Here is a 25,534-nt window from a genome sequence, read left to right on the forward strand (position 1 = left end):
CCCACCCCCAACCCCTCCCCTGAAGGGGAGGGGCTTTTTGGACATCCAACTCACGACACCACCTCGTCCTGCCGATGCTGCGTATCGATCCGCTCCACCAGCCCGTCCTTGAAATGCACGATCGTCCGCGCGAACGCAGCCATTTCGGGTTCGTGCGTCACCATGATCACTGTGATCCCGCTGTCGCGGTTCAACCCCGCGAGCAATTCCATGATCTCGACCGACCGCTCCGAATCCAGATTGCCCGTCGGCTCGTCCGCCAGCAACACCGCCGGGCTGGTGACGATCGCACGCGCGATCGCGACGCGCTGCTGCTGCCCACCCGATAGCTCGGCCGGCGTATGGTCCCACCAGTTCGCAAGGCCCACCTTGTCGAGCGCTGCCATCGCAGCGGCACGCCGCGCGGCCTTCGCGTCACCACGATACAGCAACGGCAGCTCGACATTCTCGAGCGCAGTGGTCCGCGCGAGCAGATTGAACCCCTGAAACACGAAACCCAGATACTTCCGCCGCAACAAGGCGCGCTGATCGCGGTCGAGCGTCTCGACATGGACGTTCTTGAACGCGAACGTCCCGCCGGTCGGCACGTCCAGGCACCCGAGGATGTTCATCGTCGTCGATTTGCCCGATCCGCTCGCGCCCATCACCGCGACGAAGTCACCCTGCGCGATATCGAGGTCGATCCCCTTGAGCGCGAGGAACGCGGTCGCACCGTCGCCATAGCGCTTGATGACGTTGCGCAGCGAGATGATCGGCGCGACCGCAGCCGCCTCCGATACCGCGGGGGAGGCGGGGTTACTGGCCACCGCCCTGCCCGCCCGACCGCCGCCGCTGGCCGCTTCCGCCGCCTGCGCCATTCGCATCCTTCGCGAGTTGCCCGGTAATCACCTTGTCGCCGGGCTTGAGTGCGCCGCCGAGGACCTCGGTCATCGATCCGTTGCTTTCGCCGGTGGTGATGTCGACCGACTTGGGCGTGCCTTCGGCAGTCAGCACATACACCGTCTGCGCGCCGCCACGCTTGACGGTCTCGCCCTTGCCGCTGTTCGCGCCGCCACGCCGACGCGGGCGGGGCACCAGGGCACCTGCGATCCCGCTGCTGCCGGTCGAAGCCCCGGTGTCGGTCGGCTTGAACCGCAGTGCGGCATTGGGGACGAGCAGAACGTTGGGCTTTGCGGTGGTTACGATGTCGGCGGTCGCGGTCATCCCCGGGCGCAGTTGCAGGTTGGCGTTTCCGACCGACAGCTTCGCGCTATAGGAAACGACCTGCCCCGCCGTCGTCGCGGTCGTAGTGGTCGATGTCGTCGATTGCGCACTAAGGTTCGACCCGAGATCGACCCGGGTAATCGTCGCAGGGAAGCTCTTGCCCGGGAAGGCGTCGACCGCGAAGCTCGCGGCCTGCCCTTCCTTGACCGACCCAACGTCCGCTTCGTCGATCGCGACCTCGAGCTTCATCCGGCTGAGATCCTCGGCGATGACGAACAGCGTCGGCGTGCTGAACGAGGCGGCGACGGTCTGCCCCGGTTCGATCTGGCGCGCGAGCACCACGCCGTTGACCGGCGACCGGATCACCGTCTTCACCAGCTGAGTCGCGTTCGACGACAGGGTCGCGCGCGCGGAAGCGACGTTCGCTTGTGCCGCGCGCACGTTGGCCACCGCGCGCGCGCGATCGGCCCGTGCCTGGTCGAGCTCGGTCTTGGCGGGAACCCGCCCGCCCGACAGCCGGCTGACTTCCTCGAACCGCGTGAGCGTCGCGGACGATTGCGCGAGCGTAGCCTGATTCTGCGCCACCGTCGCGACGGCGTTATCGAGCGCCGCCTGGCTCTGGTTGACCGCATCCTGGAACCGCGACGGATCGACCAGCGCGAGCGGCTGGTTCTTGGTCACGCGGTCGTTGACGTCGACGACCACCTTTGTGACGAGGCCCGACAATTCCGAACCGACCTCGACCTGATTGGTCGGTGCAAGCTTGCCCGTTGCAGATACGCTGACCGACAACGCACCGCGCTCGACCGCGGCGGTTGCATAGTCGGGCTTCTCCGCTCCGGCGAAACAGCTCTTGAGCGCGAGCAGCAACAGCACAACGCCGAGAGCGACGAGTACCCATTTCCCCCAGCGCTTCCACGCCGGAACGGGTTTGGTACCCAGAAAGGCATCGAGATCGCCGTTGGGCTGGGTCGGGGAGGTGCTGGCCATTTAGCGTTCCTGGCGGACGATGGGGTTCGACGCGGGTGCGGCGATGACGGCGGTAGGATCGGCGCTGCTGTCCCACCCGCCGCCGAGCGCGAGGAACAACTGAACCAGCGCGGTGGCGCGGTCCGATTGCGCCTGACTGAGCCCGTTGCGCGCGTTCAGCAGCGCGGTCTCGGTGGTGTTGAGCGTGAGGAAGTCGGTCAGTCCCGCGCGATACTGGCTGCGCGACAGGATCGCGCTGTTGTTAGCGGCGTCGAGCGCGATCGAGAATTGCTCGACCCGGCGCTTGGCGGAGTCGAGCGCGACCACGGCGTTCTCGACATCCTCCAGACCCTGCAGGACGGTCGACTTGTACGCCGCGAACGCGCCCTCGGCGGCGGCTTCGCTGCTGCGCACCTGCGAGCGCAACCGTCCGCCGTTGAAGATCGCCTGCGTCAGCCCGCTGAACACCTGCCCCGCGATCGTCTGGAACAGATTGGTGATCTTGGAGGCGTCAGTCGACAGGCTGCCGCTGATCGCGAACGCGGGATAAAGCTGCGCCTTTGCGACGCCGATCTGCGCGGTCGTCGCGGCAAGCGAGCGTTCGGCGGCGCGCACGTCGGGTCGCTGCCGCAAGGTGTCGATCGGAACGCCGACCCCCACGCTGTCCGGCCCGTTCGGGATCAGGCGCGGCGCGGCGAGTTCGGCTTTGAGCGCGCCGGGCGCCTGCCCCGTCAGCACGCCGATCCGCGACACCGCCGCATTGTAATTCTGTTCGATTGTCGGGATCGTCGCGGCGGTGCTCGCCCGCTGCGACCGCGCCTGCTCGACATCGACCGACGAGACCAATCCGGCCTGGACGCGGAAGCCCGCGATCTCGAGATTGTCGTCCTGCAGCCGCAGCGATTCCTGCGCATTACCGAGCTGTGCCTGATACAGTCGCGCGAGCAGATAGTTGCGCGCCGCTTCCGCTTCGGTCGACAGTGCGATCGTCGCCAGATCATAGCCCGCCGTCTCATATTGCGCCCGGCTCGCCTCGACGGTGCGGCGGATCTCGCCGAACAGCCCGACCTGATATTGCACGTCCGCGCCGAGCGACAGCGTATCGCCCGATCCGCGACCGGTGATGACGGTCGCACCACCGGGCAGCGTCGTGGTGCCGCCAAGGATGCTTTGCGACCGCGTATAGCCGCCCGATCCGTTGAGCGTCGGCAGCAGTTGTGCGCGCGACTGGACGAGCGATTCACGGGCTTGCCGCAACCGCGCGACCGATTGCGCGATGTCGAGGTTGTTGGCGCGCGCGCGCTCGACCACGCTGGTCAGCAGCGGATCGTTGAACTGCGTCCACCACGCGGTCAGGTCTCCGCGCGCCTGCGCTGGCAAGGGCACAGAATAGACGTCGGGAACCCCGAGAGCAGTCGGCGACGCCGGATGGTAATCCGGGCCGACCGTGCAGGCCGCGATCGGCAACGTCAGGGAGAGCAGCAGGATCGGGCGGAGGCGCATTCGTCCTATGTGGCTAACACACCGCGCCCGGTCCACCGAATAGTTGTCGCAATATGTCGCGACGGAGCCTCCTGACGTTATTCCATTTCGAGGATAATCGCGTCGACCGCCAGACTGTCGCCCGTCTTGGCGTTGACCGTCTTGACCGTCCCCGCCTTTTCGGCGCGCAGGATGTTCTCCATCTTCATCGCCTCGACCACGGCAAGTGGTTGTCCCGCCTCGACCTTGTCGCCGACCCCGACGTCCAGCCGCATCAGCAGGCCCGGCATCGGGCACAGCAGGAACTTCGACAGATCGGGCGGGATCTTCTCGATCAGATGCTGCGCATAGGGCGCGACATGCGCGGGCAGCACACGCGCCTCATGGCTCGCGCCGCGAGTGGTCAGCCGGAAACCGCCGCGCGTGCGGACGATCTTCACGCTGAGGTCGGCGTCGTCGATCTCGGCATGCACCATCCGGTCGCCGGGGGTGTATTCCAGCCCGATGTCCAGATCGTCGCCGTCAATGGTGACGCCGTCGGTCGAAATGTCGACGACATGCGTAGCGTCGCCGATCTTGACCGACCATTGTGCGGGCGGGCGCAGCCGCTTGCCGAGCTGGCCATCGATCCGGCGCGCACGATCTGCTTCGGCGGTCGCGGCGAAGGCGGCGATCGCGGACAGGTCGCGGATGAGGTCGTCCGACGCGGGCGCGCCGTGGAAGCCGTCGGGATATTCCTCGGCGATGAACCCTGTGGTGATGTTACCCGAGCGGAAACGCGGGTGCTGCATCAGCGCGGAGAGGAAGTCGATGTTGTTGCCGGGGCCGGTGATCTCGAACGCATCGAGCGCGGCGATCTGTTCGTCGATCGCTTCCTCGCGGGTCGGCGCCCAGGTGATCAGCTTGGCGATCATCGGGTCGTAGAAGATGCTGACCTCACCGCCTTCGCGCACGCCGTCGTCGACACGGACGTAAGCTGCTCCTTCTTGCCCCTCCCCTTCAGGGGAGGGGTAGGGGGTGGGGGCGGTCTCACCGAGCCCGACGTCGGTTGAGTCCGCTGCACGGCCCCACCCCAACCCCTCCCCTAAAGGGGAGGGGCTCAAGGTCGAATAAGGCGTCCCCACACTCTCCGGCGGCTGATACCGCACCAGCCGCCCCGTGCTCGGCAAGAACCCGCGATACGGATCCTCCGCATAAACCCGGTTCTCGATCGCCCAGCCCTTGAGCGTCACGTCGTCCTGCCCGAACGGCAACGCCTCGCCCGCCGCCACGCGGATCATCAGCTCGACCAGATCCAGCCCGGTCACCGCCTCGGTAACCGGATGCTCGACCTGGAGCCGGGTATTCATCTCGAGGAAATAGAACCCCTCCCCAGTCGTATCCGCGCCCGACACGATCAGCTCGACCGTCCCCGCCGAATAATACCCGACCGCCCGCGCCAGGGCGACCGCCTGCTCGCCCATGGCTTTCCGCATCTTGGGCGTCACGAATGGCGACGGCGCTTCCTCGACCACCTTCTGGTGGCGGCGCTGGATCGAGCATTCACGCTCGCCGAGATAGACGATGTTGCCGTGCTGATCGCCCATCACCTGGATCTCGATGTGGCGCGGCGATTCGATGAACTTTTCGATGAACACGCGGTCATCGCCGAACGACGCCAGCCCCTCGCGCTTTGTCGCCTCGAAGCCCTCGCGGACGTCCTGCTCGGAGTAAGCGAGCCGCATCCCCTTGCCGCCGCCGCCCGCGCTGGCCTTCATCATCACCGGATAACCGATGTCGCTCGCGATCCGTACCGCCTCGTCGGTGTCCGCGATCTCGCCCAGGAACCCGGGGACGACGTTGACGCCCGCCGCCTTGGCCAATTTCTTGGACTCGATCTTGTCCCCCATCGCGGCGATCGCTTTCGGGGGAGGCCCGACGAACGCGATCCCCGCATCGGCACAGGCACGCGCGAAGCTCTCGCGTTCGGACAGGAAGCCGTAGCCCGGATGAATGCAGTCCGCGCCGGTCTCCTTGGCGGCGAGCAGGATCAGGTCGGCGAGCAGATAGCTCTCGCCCGCCGGCGGCGGCCCGAGCCGGACGCTCTCGTCCGCCATCAGCACATGCGGCGCGCGCGCGTCCGCGTCCGAATAGACTGCGACCGTCGCGATCCCCATCTTCTTGGCGGTCCGCATGACGCGGCAGGCAATTTCGCCGCGGTTCGCGACCAGGATTTTCTTGAACATCACTCGCCCTAAACTGTGCCGTCTCCCCGAACGAATACCGGGTGCGGACTGATCGTTATTGGTACCAGATCATCGACTTGAGTTGTGCCGTGCGGGCCCGCGTCAGGCGTGTCCGGCACGCCGCCATCGTCATGCCCTGCGCGGAGCCGCCCGCATATTGCCCGCCCTCGATCACGCACTGCGTATCGCGGAACTGAAGCCACGCGCGCTGGCTCGCGAGCAACGACGCCGCGAAGCCGAACCCGCCACCGCGCGACGTGTCCTGCCCGTCGCGGCGCTTCATATACGCATAGGTGCGCTTCCACTGCGCGGTCATCGCCGCATCAGCGACCGCATAGCTCGAACCCGCACTGCGGTTCATGTCCGCCTGCGTCTGGACCGGCGCGGCAGTGGCGATCAGCAGCGCGATCAGCAGCATGTCTTCTCCTTCCGCATCGGTTCTTCGCCAACCATCGGGACGAGCCCGAGCTTCGCGAGCAGCGCAGCGTCCTTGTCGTCCCCGGCATTGCCCGTGGTCAGCAGCTTGTCGCCGGTGAAGATCGAATTCGCCCCCGCCATGAAGCACAAGGCCTGCGTCGCATCGGACATGCTCTCACGCCCGGCCGAAAGCCGCACCATGCTCAGCGGCATGGTGATCCGCGCGACCGCGACGGTGCGGACGAACTCGATCTCGTCGATCGCGGCGAGCGGCGTGTCCGCCAGCATGTTGCCGAGCACCGTGCCCTTGACCGGCACCAGCGCATTGACCGGCACGCTCTCGGGATGGCGCGGCAAGGTGGCGAGCGCGTGAATGAAGCCGACGCGGTCGCCGCGCGTCTCGCCCATCCCGACGATCCCGCCGCAGCACACGTTGATCCCCGCCTCGCGCACATGATCGAGCGTATCGAGCCGGTCCTGGAAAGTGCGCGTGGTGATGACTTCGGCGTATTTCTCCGGCGAAGTGTCGATGTTGTGGTTGTAATAATCGAGCCCCGCGTCGGCGAGCTGCTCGGCCTGGCTCGGCGTGAGCATGCCGAGTGTCATGCAGGTTTCCATCCCCATCTGGCGGACGCCCTGCACCATCTCGATGATCGCGGGCATGTCCTTGTCCTTGGGGTTGCGCCACGCGGCGCCCATGCAGAACCGCTGGCTCCCCGCGTCGCGCGCCTGCGCGGCGGATTGCAGCACCGCGCGGACGTCCATCAGTTTGCTCGCTTTCAGTTCGGTGTCGGCGCTGGCGGACTGGTTGCAATAGCCGCAATCCTCGGGGCAGCCGCCGGTCTTGATCGACAGCAGCGTACACAGCTGCACCTGCCCCGCGGCATGATGCGCGCGGTGCGTGGTCTGCGCGCGGAACATCAGTTCGTCGAAGGGCAAGTCGAACAGAGCGGCGATTTCAGCGCGCGTCCAGTCGTTCCTGGTCTGCCCCTCCCCTTCAGGGGAGGGGATGGGGGTGGGGGACGTCTCACCGAGCCCGACGTCGGTTAAGTCCGCTGCACGGCCCCACCCCAACCCCTCCCCCGAGGGGGAGGGGCTTTGAACGGCGGTCAGTCCATCAGTCATTCCACATTTCCCTCAACCGGGGGCATGTTATGCCCCAGCAATCGCAACACTTCGCCCGCCGCCTCGACCAGATTGGTCCCGGGCCCGAAAATCCCCTGCACGCCCGCGTCGCGCAACGTCTGATAATCCTGCGCGGGGATCACCCCGCCCGCGATCACCTTGATGTCGCCGCGCCCGGCCTCGTGCAAATGCCCGATCAGCTCGGGGATCAATGTCTTGTGCCCCGCCGCCAGCGAGGACGCGCCCACCACGTCGACATCGCGCGCGATCGCCAGCGCGGCGGCTTCGGCGGGCGTCTGGAACAACGGCCCCGGCACGACCTCGAACCCGAGATCGCCGAACGCCGACGACACGAGGTTCGCGCCGCGGTCATGCCCGTCCTGCCCCATCTTGGCGACGAGCATGCGGGGCTTGCGGCCGTTGCGCGTTTCCAGCGAGACGACGCCTTCCTTCAGCCCCTGCCACGCGGCGTCGAACTCATGCGCGCCGCCGTAGATGCCCGACACCGGCGTAGGAACGGTGTCGTAGCGCCCGAACACATCCTCCATCGCGGACGAAATCTCGCCCAATGTCGCTCGTTCCCGCGCACATTCGACCGCAAGCGCGAGAAGGTTCGACTCCATTCCTCCCCCAACGGGGGAGGTGGCAGCCGAAGGCTGACGGAGGGGTTCTGCCGCAAGCGCTGCGCCCGGATCGACCCCTCCACCGTTCGCTGACTGCTCACGGTCCCCCTCCCCGTTCCGGGGAGGATTTGCTCTGGCACCCTCGCGCAACGCATCCAGCGCCGCCTGACACTTCGCCTCGTCCCGCCCGGCCTTCGATCGCGCAATCCGCGCGATCTGCGCCTCGCGCACCGCGACGTTGTCGACGTCGAGAATGTCGATCGGATCCTGTTCGGAAAGCTTGTACTTGTTGACGCCGACGATCACGTCCTCGCCCTTGTCGACCCGCGCGGCACGTCCGGCAGACGCCTCTTCGATCATTGCCTTGGGCCAGCCCGCCGCGACCGCCTGCGCCATCCCGCCCTCGGCCTCGACGCGCTGGATGATCTCCCACGCCTTCTCGACCAGCTCCTCGGTCAGGCTCTCGATATAATAGCTGCCGCCCAGGGGATCGACGACCTTGGTCATCCCCGTCTCTTCCTGCAGCACGATCTGCGTGTTGCGCGCGATCCGCGCCGAGAAGTCGGTCGGCAAAGCGATCGCTTCGTCGAGCGCGTTGGTGTGGAGCGACTGCGTCCCCCCCAGCATCGCCGCCATCGCCTCGACCGTCGTGCGGATCACGTTGTTATACGGATCCTGCTCGGTCAGCGAGACGCCGCTCGTCTGGCAATGCGTCCGCAGCATCTTGGAGCGTTCGTCCTTCGCGCCAAGATCGGTCATCACGCGGTGCCACAGCTTCCGCGCAGCGCGCAGCTTGGCGATTTCCATGAAGAAGTTCATGCCGATCGCGAAAAAGAAGGACAGCCGCCCCGCGAACGCATCGAGATCGAGCCCCGACGCCATCGCCGCCTTGGCATATTCCCGCCCGTCCGCGATCGTGAACGCCAGCTCCTGAAGCTGCGTCGCCCCGGCTTCCTGCATGTGATAGCCGGAGATCGAGATGCTGTTGAACTTCGGCATGTGCGCCGACGTATACCCGATGATGTCCGAGATGATCCGCATGCTCGGTTCAGGCGGGTAGATATACGTGTTGCGGACCATGAACTCCTTGAGGATGTCGTTCTGGATGGTCCCGTCGAGCAGATGCTGCGGTACCCCCTGTTCCTCGCCCGCGACGATGAAGAAGGCGAGGATCGGGATCACCGCGCCGTTCATCGTCATGCTGACCGACATCTTGTCGAGCGGAATCCCGTCGAACAGGATCTTCATGTCGTCGATCGTGTCGATCGCGACCCCCGCCTTGCCGACATCGCCGGTCACGCGCGGATGGTCGCTGTCATAGCCACGATGCGTCGCCAGATCGAACGCGACCGACAGGCCCTTCTGCCCGGCGGCGAGGTTGCGGCGGTAGAACGCGTTGGACGCCTCCGCGGTCGAGAACCCAGCATATTGCCGGATCGTCCACGGCCGCCCCGCATACATCGACGCGCGCACGCCGCGCGTGAACGGCGCGAAGCCGGGGAGGCCGGGGTCGATGTCCGCCACGTCCGCCGCGGTGTAGAGCGGCTTGACGTCGATCCCTTCGGGCGTGTGCCAGGTCAGGTCCCTGCCCTTGACCTCCTTCGCCGCCGCCGCCGCCCAGGCGTCGAGCGTCGGACGCTTGCTGGGCTCGGGAAGATCGCGTGGGGCCGGCGTACTCCCGGCGTCCTCACCCGTGTTCAGTTCAATCTCTGCCATCAGGTTCCTGTGAACTGTGGCTTTCGTTTCTGCAAGAAGGCCATGCCGCCTTCCATCGAATCCGCCGTACCGCGGACATGCCGCTGGTTTTCGGCCTCCTGGAGCATCGCCGCAGCGTAATCCGTCTCATAGGCATGGCGGATCTGGCGGCGGATCAGCCCCATCGCGACGGTCGGCCCGGCGGCGAGCCGTTCCGCCAATGCGACCGCTTCGGCATCGAGCGAGTCGTCCGTGGTGACCTTGTGGATCATCCCCCAATCGAGTGCCTTTTCAGCGGGAACGCGTTCGCCCAGCAGCATCATCTCGGTCGCGCGCGCCCGACCGATCAGCCGCGGGAGCATCCACGACGCGCCGCCATCGGGGACGAGCCCGATGTTGACGAACGCCTGGAGGAAATAGGCGGTCTCGCTCGCGACGCAGAAGTCGGCGGCGAGCGCGAGGCTGCACCCGATTCCGGCGGCGGGTCCGCGCACCGCACTGACGACGGGGACGGACAGGTCGGCGATTGCGGCGATCGTCGGGTTATACGCTTCGGTCAGCGCCTTGAACGTGGCGTTGCCCGGGTCGTCGCTCCCGAGCGCGCCGCCGCCGACATCCGCGCCCGAGCAGAACCCTCGGCCGGCCGCGGCGATCAGCACCGCGCGCGCGCCGTCCAGCGTGGCAAGCGCGGTGCGGAGGTCGTCGAACATCTGCGGCGGGGCTGCATTGAGCCGGTCGGGGCGGTTGAGCGTCACGATCAGCACGTCGCCGCGCCGTTCGGTCTGGATCGAGGGGTCGGGCATGGGTCGGTCCTTGGAAACGTGCTGTGATTGGTAGCGCAAAGCGGGGGCAGGTTCCCCCCTATCGATTAGTTGAAGCAGGATTCCCGTCCCCCCTTCCGGCATTCTCGCGAAAGCAAAAGTTTTCAAAACCGTCCGTCATCCTGAACTTGTTTCAGGATCCAGCCCTCCGCGAGTCCGGACTTGGCCTGTTGCGCGGTGGATGCTGAAACAAGTTCAGCATGACGGCAGCTTGTGGGGCAAGGGGTCACGATCAAACCTTCGATTGCCTTCATTCAGCGGTCTCGCCTTCGCCTGAGGGCAGGCCGAACTACCCGCTCCCCCCTCACCCCGCCGCGAGCGCCGCAAGCAGCAGCAACGCCACGATGTTCGTAATCTTGATCATCGGATTGACCGCCGGCCCCGCCGTATCCTTATACGGATCCCCCACCGTATCCCCCGTCACCGCAGCCTTGTGCGCCTCCGATCCCTTGCCCCCGTAATTTCCGTCCTCGATGAACTTCTTGGCATTGTCCCAGGCACCACCCCCCGAGGTCATCGAGATCGCGACGAACAACCCCGACACGATCACCCCAAGCAGCATCGCGCCCAATGCCGCGAACCCCTCGGCCTGCCCCGCGACGAAGGTGATCACGAAATACACCAGGATCGGCGACAGCACTGGGAGCAGCGACGGCACGATCATCTCGCGGATCGCCGCGCGCGTCACGAGGTCGACCGTTCGCGCATAATTCGGGCGGCTGGTGCCGAGCATGATCCCCGGATTGTCGCGGAACTGCGCGCGGACTTCCTCCACGACAGCACCCGCCGCACGCCCGACCGCAGTCATCCCCATCGCACCGAACAGATAGGGCAGCAACGCGCCGAGCAACAGCCCGACGATGACATACGGGTTGGAAAGCGCGAAATTGACCGTGAGCGTCGGGAAATCGCGTGCCAGATCCGACGTATAGGCGTTGAACAGCACCAGCGCGGCAAGCGCTGCCGAACCGATCGCATACCCTTTGGTCACCGCCTTGGTGGTGTTGCCCACTGCGTCCAGTGCGTCAGTACGATGCCGCACGTCATCGGGCAGCCCCGCCATCTCGGCGATCCCGCCCGCATTGTCGGTCACCGGCCCATAAGCATCGAGCGCGACGACCATCCCCGCCTGCGCGAGCATCGCAGTCGCGGCGAAGGCGATCCCGATCACCCCCGCCAATTGATACGCCGCGATCACTGCGACGACGATGACCAGCGTCGGCAGCGCGGTCGATTCGAGGCTGATCGCGAGTCCCTGGATCACGTTGGTGCCATGCCCCGTCTCGGACGCCTTAGCGATCGAGCGGACCGGGCGGAAGTTGGTGCCGGTGTAATATTCGGTGATCCACACCAGCAGGCCGGTCACTGCCAGCCCGATCATCATGCACCAGAACAATTGCATGCCGGTGAAGCTCGTCGCCGCCATCCCCGCGATCGCCTCGGGCGTCGCACCGTCGAGAAACGCATTGCCCCCGATCCGCGCGCTCATGTCGCCGAGCGTATAGCTGGTCGCGAAATAAATCGCCGGGATCGACAGCCCGACGCTCAGCCAGAAGCCCTTGTACAGCGCCCCCATGATCGTGCCGTTCCCCAGCCGCACCGCATAGGTGCCAAGGATCGAGGTCAGGATGCACACGCCGCCGACGATCAGCGGCAGCGTCATCACGCTCAGCAGATGATCCGCATTCTTGAGCGCGAGCGCGACCGAGATCATCGTCACGCCGATCGTGACGACATAAGTCTCGAACAGATCCGCCGCCATGCCCGCGCAGTCGCCGACATTGTCGCCGACATTGTCCGCGATCGTCGCGGGGTTGCGCGGGTCGTCCTCGGGGATCCCCGCCTCGACCTTGCCGACCAGATCCGCACCGACGTCCGCCGCCTTGGTGAAGATGCCCCCGCCCAGCCGCGCGAAGATCGAGATGAGCGATGCGCCGAACGCCAGCGCGGTCAGCGCCTTGACCACGACGGGCGCACCCGCGTCGACACCGTTCGGCCCGGCGAGATACAGGAACGTGCCGGAGATGGAGAGCAACCCGAGCCCGGCGACGAGCAACCCCGTCACCGCCCCCGACCGGAACGCCATCGTCAGTCCACCCTGCAGCGAGGTCCGCGCCGCCTCTGCGGTCCGCACGTTCGCACGAACCGAGATGTTCATGCCGACATATCCCGCGACGCCGGAAAGCACCGCGCCCAGCGCGAAGCTCAGCGCGGATACGGGCGTGCGCATCCCGTCGAGGAACACCCACACCAGCAACAGGACGATGACGCCGACGATCGCGATCGTGCGATATTGCCGCCCGAGATAGGCCTTCGCCCCCTCCTGAATCGCGGCGGCGATATCCTGCATCTTTTCATTGCCCGCGGGCGCGCGGAGGACCTGCTGGCTGGTGATCGCGCCGTAGGCGACGGCGATCAGGCCACAGATGATGGCGGCATAGACGATCGTCATGCTGTTCCTTTCCCTGAAGTCCGGCAAGGATCGCGACACGCGGTCTCGTCCCCGCTCTTGGGCATCATCCTACAGGTGGAGGATGGGTTGGCAAGCGCGCGCGACGCTTACCGGTTGTGCTGGAACCCGAGATTGCCGGGAAGCGGAACGGCTTCGCCCGCGTCGGTCAGCGTCAGTCCTGATCCCGATGCGAACCAGCCGACGCGTGTCGCGGGACACGGCAAAGCAACGTCGGGCGCGGCGGCGAACAGGAGCTGGTAATCGTCCCCCGCGGTCGCCGCCGCGAGCCGCGCCGCGCGGTCATCCCCCGCGAACGCGCGATAAGCGTCGGACAACGGAATATCGGCAAGGTCGAGCGTGACCGCCAGCCCGCTCGCCGCCGCCATCCGCTGCGCATCGATCAGCAAGCCGTCGGACACGTCCATCATCGCGCTGACGACGCCCGCCAGCGCGCGCCCTTCGGCGAGCCAAGGCTGCGGGCGGCGGTACGCGGCTAGCAGCTCGGCGGGGCCTGTTTGCCCCTGCGCGATCCTCAGGCCAGCGCCCGCATCGCCGATCGTCCCGGTCACGTAGAGCGCGTCGCCCGCACGCGCGCCGGTGCGGATCGGTGCCGTCGCGTTCGAGCCAATCGCGGTGAGGGTGATGACGCGCGGAGCGTGCGCAGGAAGCGACACGGTGTCGCCACCGAGCAGCGGGGCGCTAAAGGTGGTGAGCGCGTCCGCGAAGCCTTCGAGAAACGCGGCGTCCCAGCTTTCCCCATCCCCCCCTTCTTGCTTCCCCGGCGAAGGCCGGGGCCCAGTCGAAGTGGCCGAGGTAACGTCTGGCTGCCCTTCGCCATCACCGTTTCGCAACTGGGCCCCGGCCTTCGCCGGGGAAGCGAAGTAAGGGGAAGAAGACGCCCGCAAAGGATAGTTGAGCATCACCCCGACCGGCACAGCGCCCTTGGCAGCCAGATCCGACACATTGGTCGCCACCAGCTTCCACGCCACATCCCCCGCCGAATCGTCGGAAAGATAATGCACCCCCTCCACCAGCGTATCGGTGGTGAGCACCAGATCCCCCAGCCGCGCCGCATCGTCGCGCAGGTCGAGCGCACCGGGGTGGAGCGGGAGGCGGCGCAGCGCGGCGATAAATTCGGCTTCGGTCATGCGCTGGGGTCTAGCGGGAGTGGCAGCCCTGCAGGTACGAATTTTTCGGGGTAGTCGCGCCACGCCCCGCAATCAGGGTCTCAGCCACGCAGCGACCGAGACGGTCACGCTAGAACAGGAAGAAGGCGCCTGGCGGATCGTCGCGGTAGTCATCGACTAGCGACGACGGACCGAGCGCGAGGACTCACTCCTCGCGCTTCGCACCGTCGAGCAACCGCGCCTGCCGTTCGGCCTCGACCGCCGCAGCGTCGCGCTCGGCCTTGGTCCGGCCGAACGCGGCGCGGTTGACGGCAGCACCTTCGGCGGCGACATCGCGCGCGCGGGCCTTGCGGGCGCGGCGAAGGTTGATGACCTCCGCCATGCTCAGCTGCGCACGTCCTTGGCGATCGCGTCGAGCAGCCCGTTGACGAACCCCGACTCGCGCTTGTCGAAAAAGGCGTGTGCGACGTCGACATATTCGGTGATGACCGCGCCGGTCGGCACGTCGGCACGCGCCAGCAGTTCATAGGTGCCCGCCCGCAGGATCGCACGCATCGCCTTGTCGAGCCGCGCGAGGTTCCAGCCCTTGGCGAGCTTACCCGCGATCGCGGTGTCGATCTCGGACAGCCGCGCGCTCGTGCCCTTTACCACGTCGTCGAAGAAATCGACTTCGGGCTCGGCATATTCGGCATCCTCGATCGTCGCGCCGAGGCGGTGGTTGTGGAATTCGTGGAGCAGCACCGGGATCGCGGTGGCTTCCATGTCGTGCTGGTACAGCGCCTGGACGGCGGCAAGGCGAGCGGCGGCGCGCGCCTTGGAGCGCGGGGCGGTGCGGGGGGTAAGGTGGGAAGACATTGCGCGGCCCTTAAGCGAAAAAGCCGCGAACGGGAAGCGGGCGCAACCTAAGCCCCTCCCCTTCAGGGGAGGGGTTGGGGTGGGGAAGTCCAGCAGAACTTTGCTCTCTGCGAGGCACTGCCCCACCCCCTACCCCTCCCCTGAAGGGGAGGGGCAAGAAAAACGGGTTACTTCAACCGCAACGCCACCGACCTTGCATGCGCAGGCAACCCCTCGGCCTCCGCCAGCGCCACCGCCGCCGGCCCGATCGCCGCCAGCCCCTGCGCCCCCAGCTCCAGGAAGCTCGTCCGCTTCATGAAATCGAGCACTGACAACCCGCTCGAAAACCGGGCCCGCCGGCCAGTGGGAAGCACATGGTTCGGCCCAGCAACATAATCGCCGATCGCTTCGGGCGTATGCCGTCCCAGGAACACCGACCCGGCATGCCGCACCCGGTCGAACAACGCCTGCGGATCATCACACGCCAGCTCGAGATGCTCCGGCGCAAGCCGGTCCACCAGCGGCAACGCTTCCTCGAGGCTCGCGGTCACGATGATCGCCCCATTCGCATCCCAAGCCGCCCGCGCAACCTTGGCGGTTGCGAGCGTGCCGATCTGCAAATCCACCTCCGCCGCCACCGCACGCGCGAACGCGGCATCGTCGGTGAACAGGATCGACTGGCTGGTCGGGTCATGCTCGCTCTGCGACAACAGGTCGGCGGCGATCCAGTCCGCACGGTTCTTGCCGTCCGCGACGACGACGATCTCGGACGGCCCCGCGACCATGTCGATCCCGACCACGCCGTACAATTGCCGCTTCGCCTCCGCGACCCAGGCGTTGCCCGGTCCCGTCACGACATCGACCGCGCCGATCCGCCCGGTGCCATAAGCGAGCGCGGCCACCGCCTGCGCCCCGCCGATCCGCCACATCTCGTCGACGCCAGCGACATGCGCGGCGGCGAGCACCAGCGGATTGACCTCGCCGTTGGGGGTCGGCGTCACCATCACCAGCCGGTCGACGCCAGCGACCTTGGCCGGAATCGCGTTCATCAGCACCGAGGAAGGATAGGCCGCGCGTCCGCCAGGAACATACAGCCCCGCCGCCGCCACCGCATTCCAGCGCGCGCCGAGCCGCACGCCCGCGTCGTCGGTGGTGTCGCTGTCCGCGGGCTTCTGCTTCTCGTGATACGTCCGGATCCGCGCCGCCGCGAGATCGAGCGCATCGCGCAATTCGGGCGTCAGCGCCTCATAGGCGGCGAGCCATTCGGCGCGTTCGATCCGCCAGCCGGTCTCGTTGAGATCGTGGTGGTCGAACTTGCGCGTGAACGCGTGGAGCGCGGCATCGCCCTCGTCGCGTACGCTGGAGACGATCGTGCGGACGTCGCGCGCGACATCGGCGTCGGCCTCGCGGCGTGCGTTGACGAGGGTTTCGAACGCGCGGTCGAAGCCGGGCTCGGAAGTGGAGAGACGGATCATGCTTTTCTCCCCTCCCCTTCAGGGGAGGGGCCGGGGGTGGGGCAGTGCAGCAAACTGGCCGTCGGAAGGAGGCACGGCCCCACCCCAACCCCTCCCCTAAAGGGGAGGGGCTTAAGAATAGAAACTAAATTCACGCCGCCATCTCCCGCGAAACCGCCCGCCGAAACGCCTCGACCAGCGGCACGATCTGCCCGCGCGTCTTGAACGCGGCGCGATTGACGATCAGCCGGCTGGTGACCTCGCAGATCACCTCCACCTCGACCAACCCGTTCTCCTTGAGCGTCCGCCCCGACGACACCAGATCGACGATCCGCGGCGCCAACCCCAACAGCGGCGCAAGCTCCATCGCCCCGTTCAACTTGACGCACTCCGCCGACACGCCCCGCGCGGCAAAATGCGCTTCGGTAACGTGCGGATATTTGGTCGCGATACGAACATGGCTCCACCCCCGCGGGTCGTCATGCGCCGCCAGATCCGCAGGTTCGGCGACCGACAAACGGCAATGCCCGATCCCGAGATCGACCGGCGCGTACAGTTCGGAATAGTCGAACTCCGCGAGCACGTCCGACCCCACGATCCCCAATTGCGCCGCGCCATGCGCAACAAACGTCGCGACGTCGAACGCGCGGACGCGGATCAGGTCGATCCCAGGATTGTTGGTGGTGAAGCGCAAGGCGCGCGAATCCGGGTCGCTGAACGCGGCTTCGGGAACGATTCCAGCGCGTTCCAGCAAGGGAACCGCTTCGGACAGAATACGCCCCTTGGGGACGGCAATGATGATCGGGTCGGCCATATGGGTCGGGGCTTTACTTGGGCGGGGGGGTAGGCGCAACAACGCCGGGAAACACACCAAACGCCGCGCAAAAAGGATTGGTTCAATGGCCGACGAACAGACCAACCGCGGCGCCTTCCTGATCCAGCAGCATTATTGCGACCGCAATGCCGCGCCGATCTACGCGCGAATGTGCGCGGCGGTGGCGGCGGGCCTCACGCGGGACAGCGCGATCGGCAAGCGAGTGCTCGACTGGCCGGGCGAGCCGACGCGCGACGCGCTGCCGTTGCGGCTGTTCGGCGGGCTGCATGCGCTGGTGCTGGCGGGGCAGGATGCGGGGCTGGCGGAGGTGTATGCGGGGCGCGTCACCGATCCGGGCGAGATCAGCGCAACGCTCGAACGCGTGTTCGCCGAGCATGCGGCGGCGCTCCTCCCGTGGCTCGACGGGCCGCCGCAGACCAACGAGCCGGGGCGGTCGGGCGCACTGATGCTCGGACTGATCGCTCTGGCGCAGCGGCACGGGCCGAAGATCGAACTGCTCGAGATCGGGTCGAGCGCGGGGCTCAACCTGTTGATCGACCGCTATCGCTTCGATCTCGGCGGGACGCTTTATGGCCCCGCGGACTCGCCAGTGACGATCCGACCCGCGTGGACGGGGTCCCCTGCCCTCTCCGTGCCGCTCGACATCGTGTCGGTGCGCGGCTGCGACATCAACCCGATCGACGCGACCGACCCGGCGGTCGCAACGCGGCTCGCGGCCTATGTCTGGCCCGACACCCCCGAGCGGCTCGCGCGCGTGCGCACCGCGATCGCGATGCTCGGGGCGCGCGGGGTCGATCTGGTCCGCGCGGATGCCGCCGACTGGATCGAGGCGCAACTCGCCGAACCACAGGCGGCGGGGGTGACTCGGGTGCTGATGCATTCGGTCGTGTGGCAATATCTGCCCGAGCCCGTCGCAGAGCGGATCCGCGCGGCAATGCAGGCGGCGGGTGCGCGGGCGACGGAGGAACGTCCGCTCGGCTGGGTGATGATGGAGCCGGACCGATCGGTCGGCCACCAGAATATCCGCGCGCGAAGCTGGCCGGGGGATGGGGCGTGGGAGACGGTTGCCACCGCGCATGCGCATGGCGCCTGGGTGGATAGCGGCGGGGGGAATGGGGATGCACCGTTGGTAGCGCTGCCGGAGGGTGCGAGGGTCGCGGTTTGAACCTTCTGCACGCTTCCCCTTCCTGCTTCTCACTTCTTACTTCTTCCCCGGCGAAGGCCGGGGCCCAGTCGAGAGACGACGGTAAAAGGGCGCAGCGCGCGGTAACAAGAACCTTCGCTACTGGGCCCCGGCCTTCGCCGGGGAAGCGGCCTTAAAACGGAAAGCGGCCTTATGAGAACGCGTTCGAATAAAACCGCGCTAGCGTCAGCTATCCTCCAACCACCCCCGGATCGCGGCAACCACCGCAGGCGCATTCTCCCACGGCACAAAATGCCCCGCATCGACTTGCCGCACCGTCAGGTCCGGCACCAACACGTCCAGCCCCTCGAGCTGGCTCGGCAACAACGCCACATCCTTCATCCCCCAGATCACCAGCGTCGGCTGCCGCACCGGCGGGAATGGCGCGTCGAGGAACGCGGGGCGCTCGGGGGTCTCGTCCATCTCAGGCACGATGATGGCGCTCGCGCGATACCAGTTGAGCATTGCGGTCAGCGCGCCGGGCTGGCTCCACTGGTCGAGATAGACCGGCTTCTCGTCCGCGATCTTGGCGGCATCGGCATGCTTGGCGAAGCTACTGTCGAAGAACGCCGACAGACCGATCCCCTCGACATGCTTTTCGATCTCCGGATTACGGAACGCGCGGATGTACTGGCTCGCCGCGCGCTGCGCCATGTCGTCGAACAGCGTGCACTGGAAGACGAACGGGTGCGGCGCGTTAATGATGACGAGGCGCGTGATCCGGTCGGGGTTCTGCAACGCCGCCATCCACGCGATCGCGCCGCCCCAGTCGTGCCCGACCAGCATGAACTGCGCGACCCCGAAATGGTCGGCGAGCGCGAGCAGGTCGGCGACGATCTTGTCGGGGGTATAGTCGCTGACCTCGGCGGGCTTGGACGACCGCGCGAACCCGCGCTGGTCGGGCGCGATGACGAAATGATCGCGGGCGAGCTCGGGCATCACCTCGCGCCAGGTGCGGTGCGATTCGGGGAAGCCGTGGAGCAGGATGACCGGCGGCTTGGCCGGGTCGCCCGCGGTGGCGACGTCGAGCGTCACGCCGGTGGCCAGATCGATCCGGTGCAGGTCTTCAGCCACTGTCTCTCTCCCTTTTTTGTTCTTCTAAAGCCCCTCCCCTTCAGGGGAGGGGTTGGGGTGGGGAAGTCCAGCCAAACCGGCCTCTCGATGAGATACTGCCCCACCCCCAACCCCTCCCCTGAAGGGGAGGGGCTTAAGCATTAATCACGGATAGCTAACCGTCTTCGGCACCGCCGGAATCGGAATCCACTCCTTCTCGTCCCCCGGCACCCGCGCGAACTCCCCCGCGGTCCACGCGCGCTTGGCTTCGTCGATCCGGTCGCGGCGCGAGGAAACGAAGTTCCACCACACATGCCGCGGCGTCGTGAACGCCTCGCCGCCGCACAAGGTCACGCGCCCGCCCGATGCCGACCGCAAGGTGGCCGCGATCCCCGGGCGCACGACGTACAGCGTCATCGGTTCGAGCGTCATCCCGTCGAGCGTCGCCTCCCCCATCGCGACATACAGCGCGCGCTCGTCGGCGGCTGCGTCGATCGGGACCGAACCGCCTGGATCCAGCATGATATCGGCGTAAATCGTGCTCGCATAGGTCGTGGTCGGCGCGGAAACGCCCCACAAATTGCCCATAACGACGCGTGCTTTCGCCCCCGGCGTCTCGACGACCGGCAGCTTGTCGCGCGGGACATGCTCGAACGCGGGGTCCATCTCCTCGTCCTTTTCCGGCAGCGCGATCCAGGTCTGAATCCCCGACAATTCAGGGCCGTGCGCCCGCTCGGCAGTCGGCGAACGCTCGCTGTGGACGATCCCGCTGCCCGCGGTCATCAGGTTGACCGCGCCGGGCTCGATCGTGGCCAGACTCCCGACCGAATCGCGATGATCGATCGCCCCCGCAAACAGGTAAGTGACTGTGGCAAGGTTGATATGCGGATGCGGCCGGACATCGATCCCCTCCCCCACGCTCAGCACGGCGGGCCCCATCTGGTCGAAGAAGATGAACGGCCCGACCATCGTCCGCGGTCGCGACGGCAGCGTACGATGCACCTTGAACCCGCCAAGGTCGTGCGTCACCGGGGTAATCGTCTGCAGGATCAGATCGTCATTGGTCACAGGTCGGTCTCCAGTGCCGCAAGAATGTCGCTGAGATCGCTCGGAAAATAAGGCTCGTCCAGCGCGACGAGTTCGTCGGCGGTAAACCACCGCCAGCGCGTCATCACCCGCTGTTCGAGCGCGGTATGGCCAGCGGTGTCGATCGCGTCAGCATCGGTGCGCACATGGAAATAGCGCTCGTCCGCGCTGACCGGCACGCCCTCGATGGTGATGAACTCGACGTCGCGTTGCAGCACTTCCGGCCCCGGATCGGCGTGGATCCCGGTTTCCTCGATCAGCTCGCGCCGCGCCGCGGTCGCATAATCCTCGCCCGGATCCAGCGCGCCACCGGGGGTGCACCAGAACGGCGGGCGGTCGTCGGGATCGAAGCGGAACAGCAGCACCCGGTCGGCCGCATCGCGCAACAGGATGCGCGCGGCGGGACGAAGCGCGCGCGGTCCATCGGTGTCGGTCATTCGCCGTCCAGTTCCGGATAGTGCCGAAAGATGCCCTCGGTCGTGAACGGCAAGCGCCGCTCGCTCTTGAGATAGGCGCGGATGCCGGGGAGGTCGGCCACCCGATCGTGGATTGCGATCACGTTGGGATAATCCTGCTCGATCGCCGCCATGCGTCGGGGGAACATATAGCGTAGCCCCTCGACCACCTGGAACAGCGAGGTATCGGCATAGGTCCAGCGATGATCGATCAGCCAGTCACCGCCATGCGACGTGGCTGCGCGTTCGAAATGGTCGAGGAACTTGGGCAACCGCTCGTCGCGGAATGAATCGGCGGCGGCCAGGGCTGCCGTCTTCTGGTCTTCGTAATAGGTCGCCACGTCGACCGGATGGTGGACATTGTGAACCTCGGCCACCAGGTCGCACAGCGTCAACTGGAGCTGGTTGAGCCACAGCCGCTCGGCCATCGTCGACAGGCCGATCTGATGTCGGTCGCCCAGATATTGCAGGATGTTGGCAACCTGGCCGATCACCATCCCGTCAAGTTCGAGATAGGGCGGCGCGAACGATCCGCGCTTGGCGGCGTGCTGCGCCAAGTTGGCGACGAGCGCCTCGACTCCCTCTTCGCGCGCGCAATCGACATAGTCGATCCCTGCCGCCTCCAGCGGAAGGCGGAGGAACTCGCCGCGCCCCTGGATACTTGGCCAATACCACAGCCCGTAGCGCACCGTCATTCTCCCGGCGCCGTTGCGCGGATCGCAAGGGCGTGGATGCGGTCGCGCAGCAGATCCGCCAGCGCCTGATTGACCAGCCGCTGCCGCTGCACACGGGACACGCCGGCAAAGGCGGGCGCCTCGATCGTCACCGAAAAGTGCGACTCGCCCGTACCATCGTCCCCCATGTGCCCGGCATGCTGCGCGCTGTCATTGCTGACGTCGAGACGCGTCGGGGAAAGCGCCGAATTCAGTCGGTTCTCAATCTCGACGACGAGCGGAATGGGGGCGGCGGCTGTGCTGGAAGGTTCGATCATCGCGCCTATATAGGGCGCTTTTGCATCCTCAGGGAGCCTGCGTGGCGCGCGAATCCGAAAAGAAAGACCGACCCAATGCCCGCTTCCACGGCCGCGTGGAGGGGACCGGACGGCTATGCTCCTACCCTGGCTGCCCCGAACCGGGCGAATTCCGCGCGCCGCCCGAAGAAGGCCCGGCGAACGGGTTCGAGGGACCGCGCCCCTATCGCTGGTTCTGCCTCGAGCATGTCCGTGCGTTCAATGCGCGCTACAACTTCTTCTCCGGCATGAGCCCGGACGAAATCCAGCAACAGCAACGGCCCTTTTCCGGATGGGAGCGCGAAACCCGCGCGTTCGCGCATTCGGGCGCGGATGTTCCGCCAAAATGGTCCGACTTCCACGACCCGCTCGACGCGATCGGCGCGCGATTCCGCCGCGCGGCGGAGGCGCAACGCAAGGACGGGCGTCCGTTGTCCGAAGCGGACCGGCGCTCGCTCAAGGTGCTCGGCCTCGCGACCGACGTCGACCGGCGCGCATTGCGCGAGCGCTATGCCGAGCTGGTGCGGCGCTATCATCCGGATCGCAACGGCGGCGACCGCAGTTTCGAATCCAAGCTGCAGGAGGTGATCGGCGCCTATACGCAGTTGAAGGGCGCACCGGCGTTCGCGTGACCGCGGTGCCGGGTCACGCGATCCGCCGAGCAACGACCTCCAACTGTTCGGCCACCTTGGCCCAGCCGTCGGTAAACCCCATCGCCTCATGCTGCGCGCACGCCTCCTCGGTCCAGTGGCGGGCACCAGCGGAATAGCGTGTCTTGCCTGCTTCGTCGGCGAATTCCATGAAGCCGACGATGAACGGCCCCGCCGGGATCCACCCCTTGGTGAAGGCATCGGTGAAGACGATTCGCTCCATCGGCACGATCTCCAGGAAAACCCCCTCCTGCGGCATGACCTCGCCCTCGGGCCCGTGCATGATCACCGCAGAGCGACCACCCGGACGCGCATCCTGCTCGACAATTTCGACGGTCCATGGCGCGGGGCACCACCATTCGGCAAGGTGATCGGTCCAGGCGCGCCAGACCGCCGCACGCGGCGCGTCGATCAGGCGCGTGATCCGCAGTTCATGCACCGGGGTCGGGGGAAGGGCGCAGCTCGACATGGATCATTCCTCATCCGCTCGGAAGTTTCAGTCGCGGTCCGGTGCGCCCAGCGGGAACAGCGCGCGATACGGCCGCGCGTCGTCGACGCACCGCTTGACCGACGCGCGCGCAAGCAGCCGTTCGCGATAAGCGTGTACCGTCGGAAAGCGCGGCTCGATCGGGTGAACCCAGTCGGCGTAGAACAGCGCCGGAGCGGCGGCACAATCCGCCAGCGTGAAGGCCTCGCCCACCGCCCAGGCGCGGCCTGCCAGCCGTTCGTCGAGCCAGGCATAGATCGTGTCGAGCGCGGTGGAGACCGCGGTCATAACATGGGGGTCGCGCCGCTCGAGCGGCAGCATCGCGTCGATCACCGCGCGCTGCATCACCCCCATCACATGATTGTCGAAGATCCGATCGAGCATCCGCACCTCGATCGACGCCACCGCATCGGCGGGCAGGAACCGCACGGGACCGGCATGATGCACGTCGAGATATTCGATGATCGTCGAGGATTCGACTACGGGAACGCCCGCGTCGACCAGCACGGGAAACTTGCCGATCGGCCACACTGCCTTGAGCGCGCGGCCGTTATCCCGCTGCTCCGGCCCCAGCGGGCGGAACGTGAAGGGCGTGGCATTTTCGTACAGCGGGATCAGCGCCTTCCATGTGTAGGACGAAAACGGGTGACCGTAGAGTTCCAGCGCCATCGCCTATCCCAGCACTGCGGCTTCGATCGCGGCGATATCGATCTTGCGCATCGTCATCATCGCCTCCATCCCGCGCCGCGCCGCCGCCGGATCGGGGTTTGCCATCGCCGTCATCAGCGCGCGCGGCGTGATTTGCCACGACAGGCCCCACCGGTCCTTGCACCAGCCACACATGCTCTCGCTGCCGCCGTTATCGACGATCGCGTGCCACAGCCGATCGGTCTCGGCCTGGTCATCGGTATAGACCTGGAACGACACCGCCTCGCTGTGCGGAAAACGCGGGCCGCCATTGAGCCCGAGGAACGCCATGCCGCACACGGTGAACGCCACGGTAATCACCTGCCCGGCCGCGCCATCGGGATAATCCGCGGGGCTGCGATGCACCGAGCCGACATGGCTTTCGGGGAAGGTCGCCGCATAGAAGGTGGCGGCTTCCTCCGCCGCGCCGTCATACCAGATGCAGGCAGCGATCTTCCCGGTCACGCCGGTGCGCCGGCCGCCACCACGCCAAAGACGACCCCGTGCGGATCGGTAGCGACGATGATGCGGTCCCCGTCCGGGACTTCGTGCGGCCCCAGCAGCACCGTCCCGCCGCCGTCGCGCACTGCCGCCGCCGAAGCTTCGATATCGGGTGCGCGAAAGTAGAATTGCCAGCCCAACGGCTGTTCCGGACTTTGACGCGGCATCGTCGCGCCAATCTCGCCGTCACCGGCATGGATGAAGACATAGTCGCCACGGCCATCCGGCAATACCATCCTGTTCGGGTAGCTCCAGCCGAACAACGTGGCGTAGAAGGCGTTGGCCGACGGCTGGTCCGACGTGACCAGTTCATTCCAGTGGCATTTGCCCATGTCGGTGCGGTCGAACGCGGTGCTCGCTTCATCGCTATCGCCGCGCATGATGTAGAAAGGGATTCCCTGCGGATCCGCGACCACCGCCATCCGGCCGATGCCGGGAATGCTCCACGCTGGCATCAGGACGGCGCCGCCCGCAGCGGAGATCGCCGCGGCGGTCGCATCGACATCCTCGACCCCGATATAAAACAGCCATTTCGGCGTCGCGCCGCCCGCCGCCATTTCGTCGGTCAGCCGCATAACCCCGCCAACGTTGCCGTTGCCGGTCGCGATCATGCGATAATCCATCCCCGCCGGGGACTCGGCGTCTATCTCCCAGCCAAGCACCGCGTCATAAAAGGTGCGCGAGGCACCGGGATCGGGGCTGACCAATTCATACCAGATCGGCGTGCCATAGGCGTTTGTCATCGTCGTTCCCCTCCCCAGGTCGATCAGCAGTCGAGCACCACCTGAAAGCCGCCGAAAATCATTCGCGCGCCATCGATCGGCATGTCGACGCCGGTCGGAACCATCCGCGGATCCGCGCGCACTTTTGCCATGCCGGCATCACGCGCCGCCTTGTCGGGCCATTCGATCCACGAGAACACGACCGTCTCGCCGTCGCTCGCCTGAACCGCGCGGCGAAAGTCGGTCTGCTTTCCGTCCGGCACGTCGTCCGCCCACCCTTCCACGACGCGCGTCGCGCCATGGTCCCGGAAGATCGGCGCGATCGCCTCGGCAAAGCGTGCATAGCCAGCGCTGTTGGTTCCCGCCCTGACGGGAATGACGAGGCCATCGACGTAGGTCATGCGATCCTCTCCTGATGCCAGTCGAGTCGAAGCGCGGG

The 25,534-nt window shown here is 66.6% G+C and carries 26 protein-coding genes; 2 read left to right on the top strand and 24 right to left on the bottom strand.

Going from position 1 to position 25,534, the window contains the following annotated elements; all coding sequences use genetic code 11:
• Positions 1–50: 50 nt before the first annotated feature.
• The 14 genes from AC3WJR_RS12080 to hisG all read right to left on the bottom strand — a co-directional run bounded on the left by AC3WJR_RS12080 (position 51) and on the right by hisG (position 17,241).
• Entirely contained in the window at positions 51–863 is an 813-nt protein-coding gene (locus AC3WJR_RS12080) for an ABC transporter ATP-binding protein (RefSeq protein WP_354281708.1), read from the bottom strand.
• On the bottom strand, positions 796–2,193 hold the full coding sequence (locus AC3WJR_RS12085) for an efflux RND transporter periplasmic adaptor subunit (protein WP_354281706.1): 1,398 nt from the start codon (positions 2,191–2,193) through the stop codon (positions 796–798). Before AC3WJR_RS12085 ends, AC3WJR_RS12080 begins: the two co-directional genes overlap by 68 nt.
• On the bottom strand, positions 2,194–3,675 hold the full coding sequence (locus tag AC3WJR_RS12090) for an efflux transporter outer membrane subunit (RefSeq protein WP_354281705.1): 1,482 nt from the start codon (positions 3,673–3,675) through the stop codon (positions 2,194–2,196).
• Between the two features lie 77 nt (positions 3,676–3,752).
• The gene (locus AC3WJR_RS12095) at positions 3,753–5,882 is read right to left on the bottom strand and encodes an ATP-binding protein (protein ID WP_492725292.1); all 2,130 of its coding nucleotides are present in this window, start codon (positions 5,880–5,882) and stop codon (positions 3,753–3,755) included.
• Between the two features lie 52 nt (positions 5,883–5,934).
• The gene (locus AC3WJR_RS12100; RefSeq protein ID WP_492725293.1) at positions 5,935–6,297 is read right to left on the bottom strand and encodes a lysozyme inhibitor LprI family protein; all 363 of its coding nucleotides are present in this window, start codon (positions 6,295–6,297) and stop codon (positions 5,935–5,937) included.
• Positions 6,288–7,421: a biotin synthase BioB gene (gene bioB, locus AC3WJR_RS12105; protein ID WP_492725294.1), complete on the bottom strand. Its 1,134-nt coding sequence runs from the start codon at positions 7,419–7,421 to the stop codon at positions 6,288–6,290. Before bioB ends, AC3WJR_RS12100 begins: the two co-directional genes overlap by 10 nt.
• Positions 7,418–9,760: a methylmalonyl-CoA mutase gene (gene scpA / locus AC3WJR_RS12110; protein WP_492725295.1), complete on the bottom strand. Its 2,343-nt coding sequence runs from the start codon at positions 9,758–9,760 to the stop codon at positions 7,418–7,420. Before scpA ends, bioB begins: the two co-directional genes overlap by 4 nt.
• Positions 9,760–10,542: an enoyl-CoA hydratase-related protein gene (locus AC3WJR_RS12115; RefSeq protein WP_492725296.1), complete on the bottom strand. Its 783-nt coding sequence runs from the start codon at positions 10,540–10,542 to the stop codon at positions 9,760–9,762. Before AC3WJR_RS12115 ends, scpA begins: the two co-directional genes overlap by 1 nt.
• A 322-nt stretch (positions 10,543–10,864) precedes the next feature.
• The gene (locus AC3WJR_RS12120) at positions 10,865–13,012 is read right to left on the bottom strand and encodes a sodium-translocating pyrophosphatase (RefSeq protein WP_492725297.1); all 2,148 of its coding nucleotides are present in this window, start codon (positions 13,010–13,012) and stop codon (positions 10,865–10,867) included.
• 107 nt (positions 13,013–13,119) lie between these two features.
• Positions 13,120–14,160, bottom strand: coding sequence for a thiamine-phosphate kinase (locus tag AC3WJR_RS12125; protein WP_492725298.1), 1,041 nt, complete (start codon positions 14,158–14,160; stop codon positions 13,120–13,122).
• 184 nt (positions 14,161–14,344) lie between these two features.
• Positions 14,345–14,521 (bottom strand): DUF4169 family protein, encoded by a 177-nt coding sequence (locus tag AC3WJR_RS12130; RefSeq protein ID WP_492725299.1) that lies wholly within the window; start codon positions 14,519–14,521, stop codon positions 14,345–14,347.
• 2 nt (positions 14,522–14,523) lie between these two features.
• On the bottom strand, positions 14,524–14,994 hold the full coding sequence (nusB, locus tag AC3WJR_RS12135; protein ID WP_492725300.1) for a transcription antitermination factor NusB: 471 nt from the start codon (positions 14,992–14,994) through the stop codon (positions 14,524–14,526).
• A gap of 167 nt (positions 14,995–15,161) precedes the next feature.
• Positions 15,162–16,448 (bottom strand): histidinol dehydrogenase, encoded by a 1,287-nt coding sequence (gene hisD, locus AC3WJR_RS12140; protein ID WP_492725301.1) that lies wholly within the window; start codon positions 16,446–16,448, stop codon positions 15,162–15,164.
• Between the two features lie 130 nt (positions 16,449–16,578).
• Complete coding sequence (gene hisG / locus AC3WJR_RS12145; protein WP_354279380.1) at positions 16,579–17,241, bottom strand: ATP phosphoribosyltransferase; 663 nt, start codon at positions 17,239–17,241, stop codon at positions 16,579–16,581.
• Positions 17,242–17,326: 85 nt separating this feature from the next.
• Here hisG and AC3WJR_RS12150 point away from each other — a divergent pair, with 85 nt between their 5' ends.
• Positions 17,327–18,427 (top strand): DUF2332 domain-containing protein, encoded by a 1,101-nt coding sequence (locus AC3WJR_RS12150; protein ID WP_492725302.1) that lies wholly within the window; start codon positions 17,327–17,329, stop codon positions 18,425–18,427.
• A 204-nt stretch (positions 18,428–18,631) separates the two neighbouring features.
• On the opposite strand, the gene AC3WJR_RS12155 is transcribed toward AC3WJR_RS12150, so the two are convergent.
• From AC3WJR_RS12155 to AC3WJR_RS12175, 5 genes are all read right to left on the bottom strand, one after another.
• Complete coding sequence (locus tag AC3WJR_RS12155; RefSeq protein WP_492725303.1) at positions 18,632–19,519, bottom strand: alpha/beta fold hydrolase; 888 nt, start codon at positions 19,517–19,519, stop codon at positions 18,632–18,634.
• A gap of 144 nt (positions 19,520–19,663) precedes the next feature.
• Positions 19,664–20,566 (bottom strand): pirin family protein, encoded by a 903-nt coding sequence (locus tag AC3WJR_RS12160; RefSeq protein ID WP_492725304.1) that lies wholly within the window; start codon positions 20,564–20,566, stop codon positions 19,664–19,666.
• Positions 20,563–21,021: an NUDIX hydrolase gene (locus tag AC3WJR_RS12165; RefSeq protein WP_492725305.1), complete on the bottom strand. Its 459-nt coding sequence runs from the start codon at positions 21,019–21,021 to the stop codon at positions 20,563–20,565. Before AC3WJR_RS12165 ends, AC3WJR_RS12160 begins: the two co-directional genes overlap by 4 nt.
• On the bottom strand, positions 21,018–21,734 hold the full coding sequence (locus AC3WJR_RS12170) for a glutathione S-transferase (RefSeq protein ID WP_492725306.1): 717 nt from the start codon (positions 21,732–21,734) through the stop codon (positions 21,018–21,020). The genes AC3WJR_RS12165 and AC3WJR_RS12170 overlap by 4 nt, the downstream gene beginning before the upstream one ends.
• The gene (locus AC3WJR_RS12175; RefSeq protein WP_492725307.1) at positions 21,731–22,030 is read right to left on the bottom strand and encodes a BolA family protein; all 300 of its coding nucleotides are present in this window, start codon (positions 22,028–22,030) and stop codon (positions 21,731–21,733) included. The genes AC3WJR_RS12170 and AC3WJR_RS12175 overlap by 4 nt, the downstream gene beginning before the upstream one ends.
• 41 nt (positions 22,031–22,071) lie before the next feature.
• Between AC3WJR_RS12175 and AC3WJR_RS12180 the strand changes: the two genes are divergently transcribed.
• Positions 22,072–22,680: a J domain-containing protein gene (locus tag AC3WJR_RS12180; RefSeq protein WP_492725308.1), complete on the top strand. Its 609-nt coding sequence runs from the start codon at positions 22,072–22,074 to the stop codon at positions 22,678–22,680.
• 13 nt (positions 22,681–22,693) lie between these two features.
• On the opposite strand, the gene AC3WJR_RS12185 is transcribed toward AC3WJR_RS12180, so the two are convergent.
• The 5 genes from AC3WJR_RS12185 to AC3WJR_RS12205 are packed head-to-tail and all read right to left on the bottom strand — an operon-like array spanning position 22,694 to position 25,496.
• Complete coding sequence (locus AC3WJR_RS12185; RefSeq protein WP_492725309.1) at positions 22,694–23,167, bottom strand: SRPBCC family protein; 474 nt, start codon at positions 23,165–23,167, stop codon at positions 22,694–22,696.
• Positions 23,168–23,194: 27 nt separating this feature from the next.
• Entirely contained in the window at positions 23,195–23,854 is a 660-nt protein-coding gene (locus AC3WJR_RS12190) for a glutathione S-transferase family protein (RefSeq protein ID WP_492725310.1), read from the bottom strand.
• Positions 23,855–23,857: 3 nt separating this feature from the next.
• Positions 23,858–24,337, bottom strand: coding sequence for a VOC family protein (locus AC3WJR_RS12195; protein WP_492725311.1), 480 nt, complete (start codon positions 24,335–24,337; stop codon positions 23,858–23,860).
• Positions 24,334–25,116, bottom strand: a complete 783-nt coding sequence (locus AC3WJR_RS12200; protein WP_492725312.1) for a VOC family protein — start codon at positions 25,114–25,116, stop codon at positions 24,334–24,336. Before AC3WJR_RS12200 ends, AC3WJR_RS12195 begins: the two co-directional genes overlap by 4 nt.
• Before the next feature lie 23 nt (positions 25,117–25,139).
• Positions 25,140–25,496 (bottom strand): DUF1428 domain-containing protein, encoded by a 357-nt coding sequence (locus AC3WJR_RS12205; protein ID WP_492725313.1) that lies wholly within the window; start codon positions 25,494–25,496, stop codon positions 25,140–25,142.
• Between the last annotated feature and the right edge of the window lie 38 nt (positions 25,497–25,534).

This window comes from Sphingomonas sp. FW306-05-A, assembly GCF_058782275.1.

Excerpts from the sequence above, each read along its gene's own strand:
- hisD (WP_492725301.1), bottom strand. The coding sequence starts at position 16,448 with ATGATCCGTCTCTCCACTTCCGAGCCCGGCTTCGACCGCGCGTTCGAA.
- AC3WJR_RS12190 (WP_492725310.1), bottom strand. The coding sequence starts at position 23,854 with ATGGCGCTGGAACTCTACGGTCACCCGTTTTCGTCCTACACATGGAAG.
- AC3WJR_RS12125 (WP_492725298.1), bottom strand. The coding sequence starts at position 14,160 with ATGACCGAAGCCGAATTTATCGCCGCGCTGCGCCGCCTCCCGCTCCAC.
- AC3WJR_RS12200 (WP_492725312.1), bottom strand. The coding sequence starts at position 25,116 with ATGACAAACGCCTATGGCACGCCGATCTGGTATGAATTGGTCAGCCCC.
- AC3WJR_RS12115 (WP_492725296.1), bottom strand. The coding sequence starts at position 10,542 with ATGCCCGACCCCTCGATCCAGACCGAACGGCGCGGCGACGTGCTGATC.
- bioB (WP_492725294.1), bottom strand. The coding sequence starts at position 7,421 with ATGACTGATGGACTGACCGCCGTTCAAAGCCCCTCCCCCTCGGGGGAG.
- scpA (WP_492725295.1), bottom strand. The coding sequence starts at position 9,760 with ATGGCAGAGATTGAACTGAACACGGGTGAGGACGCCGGGAGTACGCCG.
- AC3WJR_RS12175 (WP_492725307.1), bottom strand. The coding sequence starts at position 22,030 with ATGATCGAACCTTCCAGCACAGCCGCCGCCCCCATTCCGCTCGTCGTC.
- AC3WJR_RS12085 (WP_354281706.1), bottom strand. The coding sequence starts at position 2,193 with ATGGCCAGCACCTCCCCGACCCAGCCCAACGGCGATCTCGATGCCTTT.
- AC3WJR_RS12205 (WP_492725313.1), bottom strand. The coding sequence starts at position 25,496 with ATGACCTACGTCGATGGCCTCGTCATTCCCGTCAGGGCGGGAACCAAC.
- AC3WJR_RS12080 (WP_354281708.1), bottom strand. The coding sequence starts at position 863 with ATGCGAATGGCGCAGGCGGCGGAAGCGGCCAGCGGCGGCGGTCGGGCG.
- AC3WJR_RS12120 (WP_492725297.1), bottom strand. The coding sequence starts at position 13,012 with ATGACGATCGTCTATGCCGCCATCATCTGTGGCCTGATCGCCGTCGCC.
- AC3WJR_RS12165 (WP_492725305.1), bottom strand. The coding sequence starts at position 21,021 with ATGACCGACACCGATGGACCGCGCGCGCTTCGTCCCGCCGCGCGCATC.
- hisG (WP_354279380.1), bottom strand. The coding sequence starts at position 17,241 with ATGGCCGACCCGATCATCATTGCCGTCCCCAAGGGGCGTATTCTGTCC.
- nusB (WP_492725300.1), bottom strand. The coding sequence starts at position 14,994 with ATGTCTTCCCACCTTACCCCCCGCACCGCCCCGCGCTCCAAGGCGCGC.
- AC3WJR_RS12170 (WP_492725306.1), bottom strand. The coding sequence starts at position 21,734 with ATGACGGTGCGCTACGGGCTGTGGTATTGGCCAAGTATCCAGGGGCGC.
- AC3WJR_RS12090 (WP_354281705.1), bottom strand. The coding sequence starts at position 3,675 with ATGCGCCTCCGCCCGATCCTGCTGCTCTCCCTGACGTTGCCGATCGCG.
- AC3WJR_RS12100 (WP_492725293.1), bottom strand. The coding sequence starts at position 6,297 with ATGCTGCTGATCGCGCTGCTGATCGCCACTGCCGCGCCGGTCCAGACG.
- AC3WJR_RS12185 (WP_492725309.1), bottom strand. The coding sequence starts at position 23,167 with ATGTCGAGCTGCGCCCTTCCCCCGACCCCGGTGCATGAACTGCGGATC.
- AC3WJR_RS12150 (WP_492725302.1), top strand. The coding sequence starts at position 17,327 with ATGGCCGACGAACAGACCAACCGCGGCGCCTTCCTGATCCAGCAGCAT.
- AC3WJR_RS12130 (WP_492725299.1), bottom strand. The coding sequence starts at position 14,521 with ATGGCGGAGGTCATCAACCTTCGCCGCGCCCGCAAGGCCCGCGCGCGC.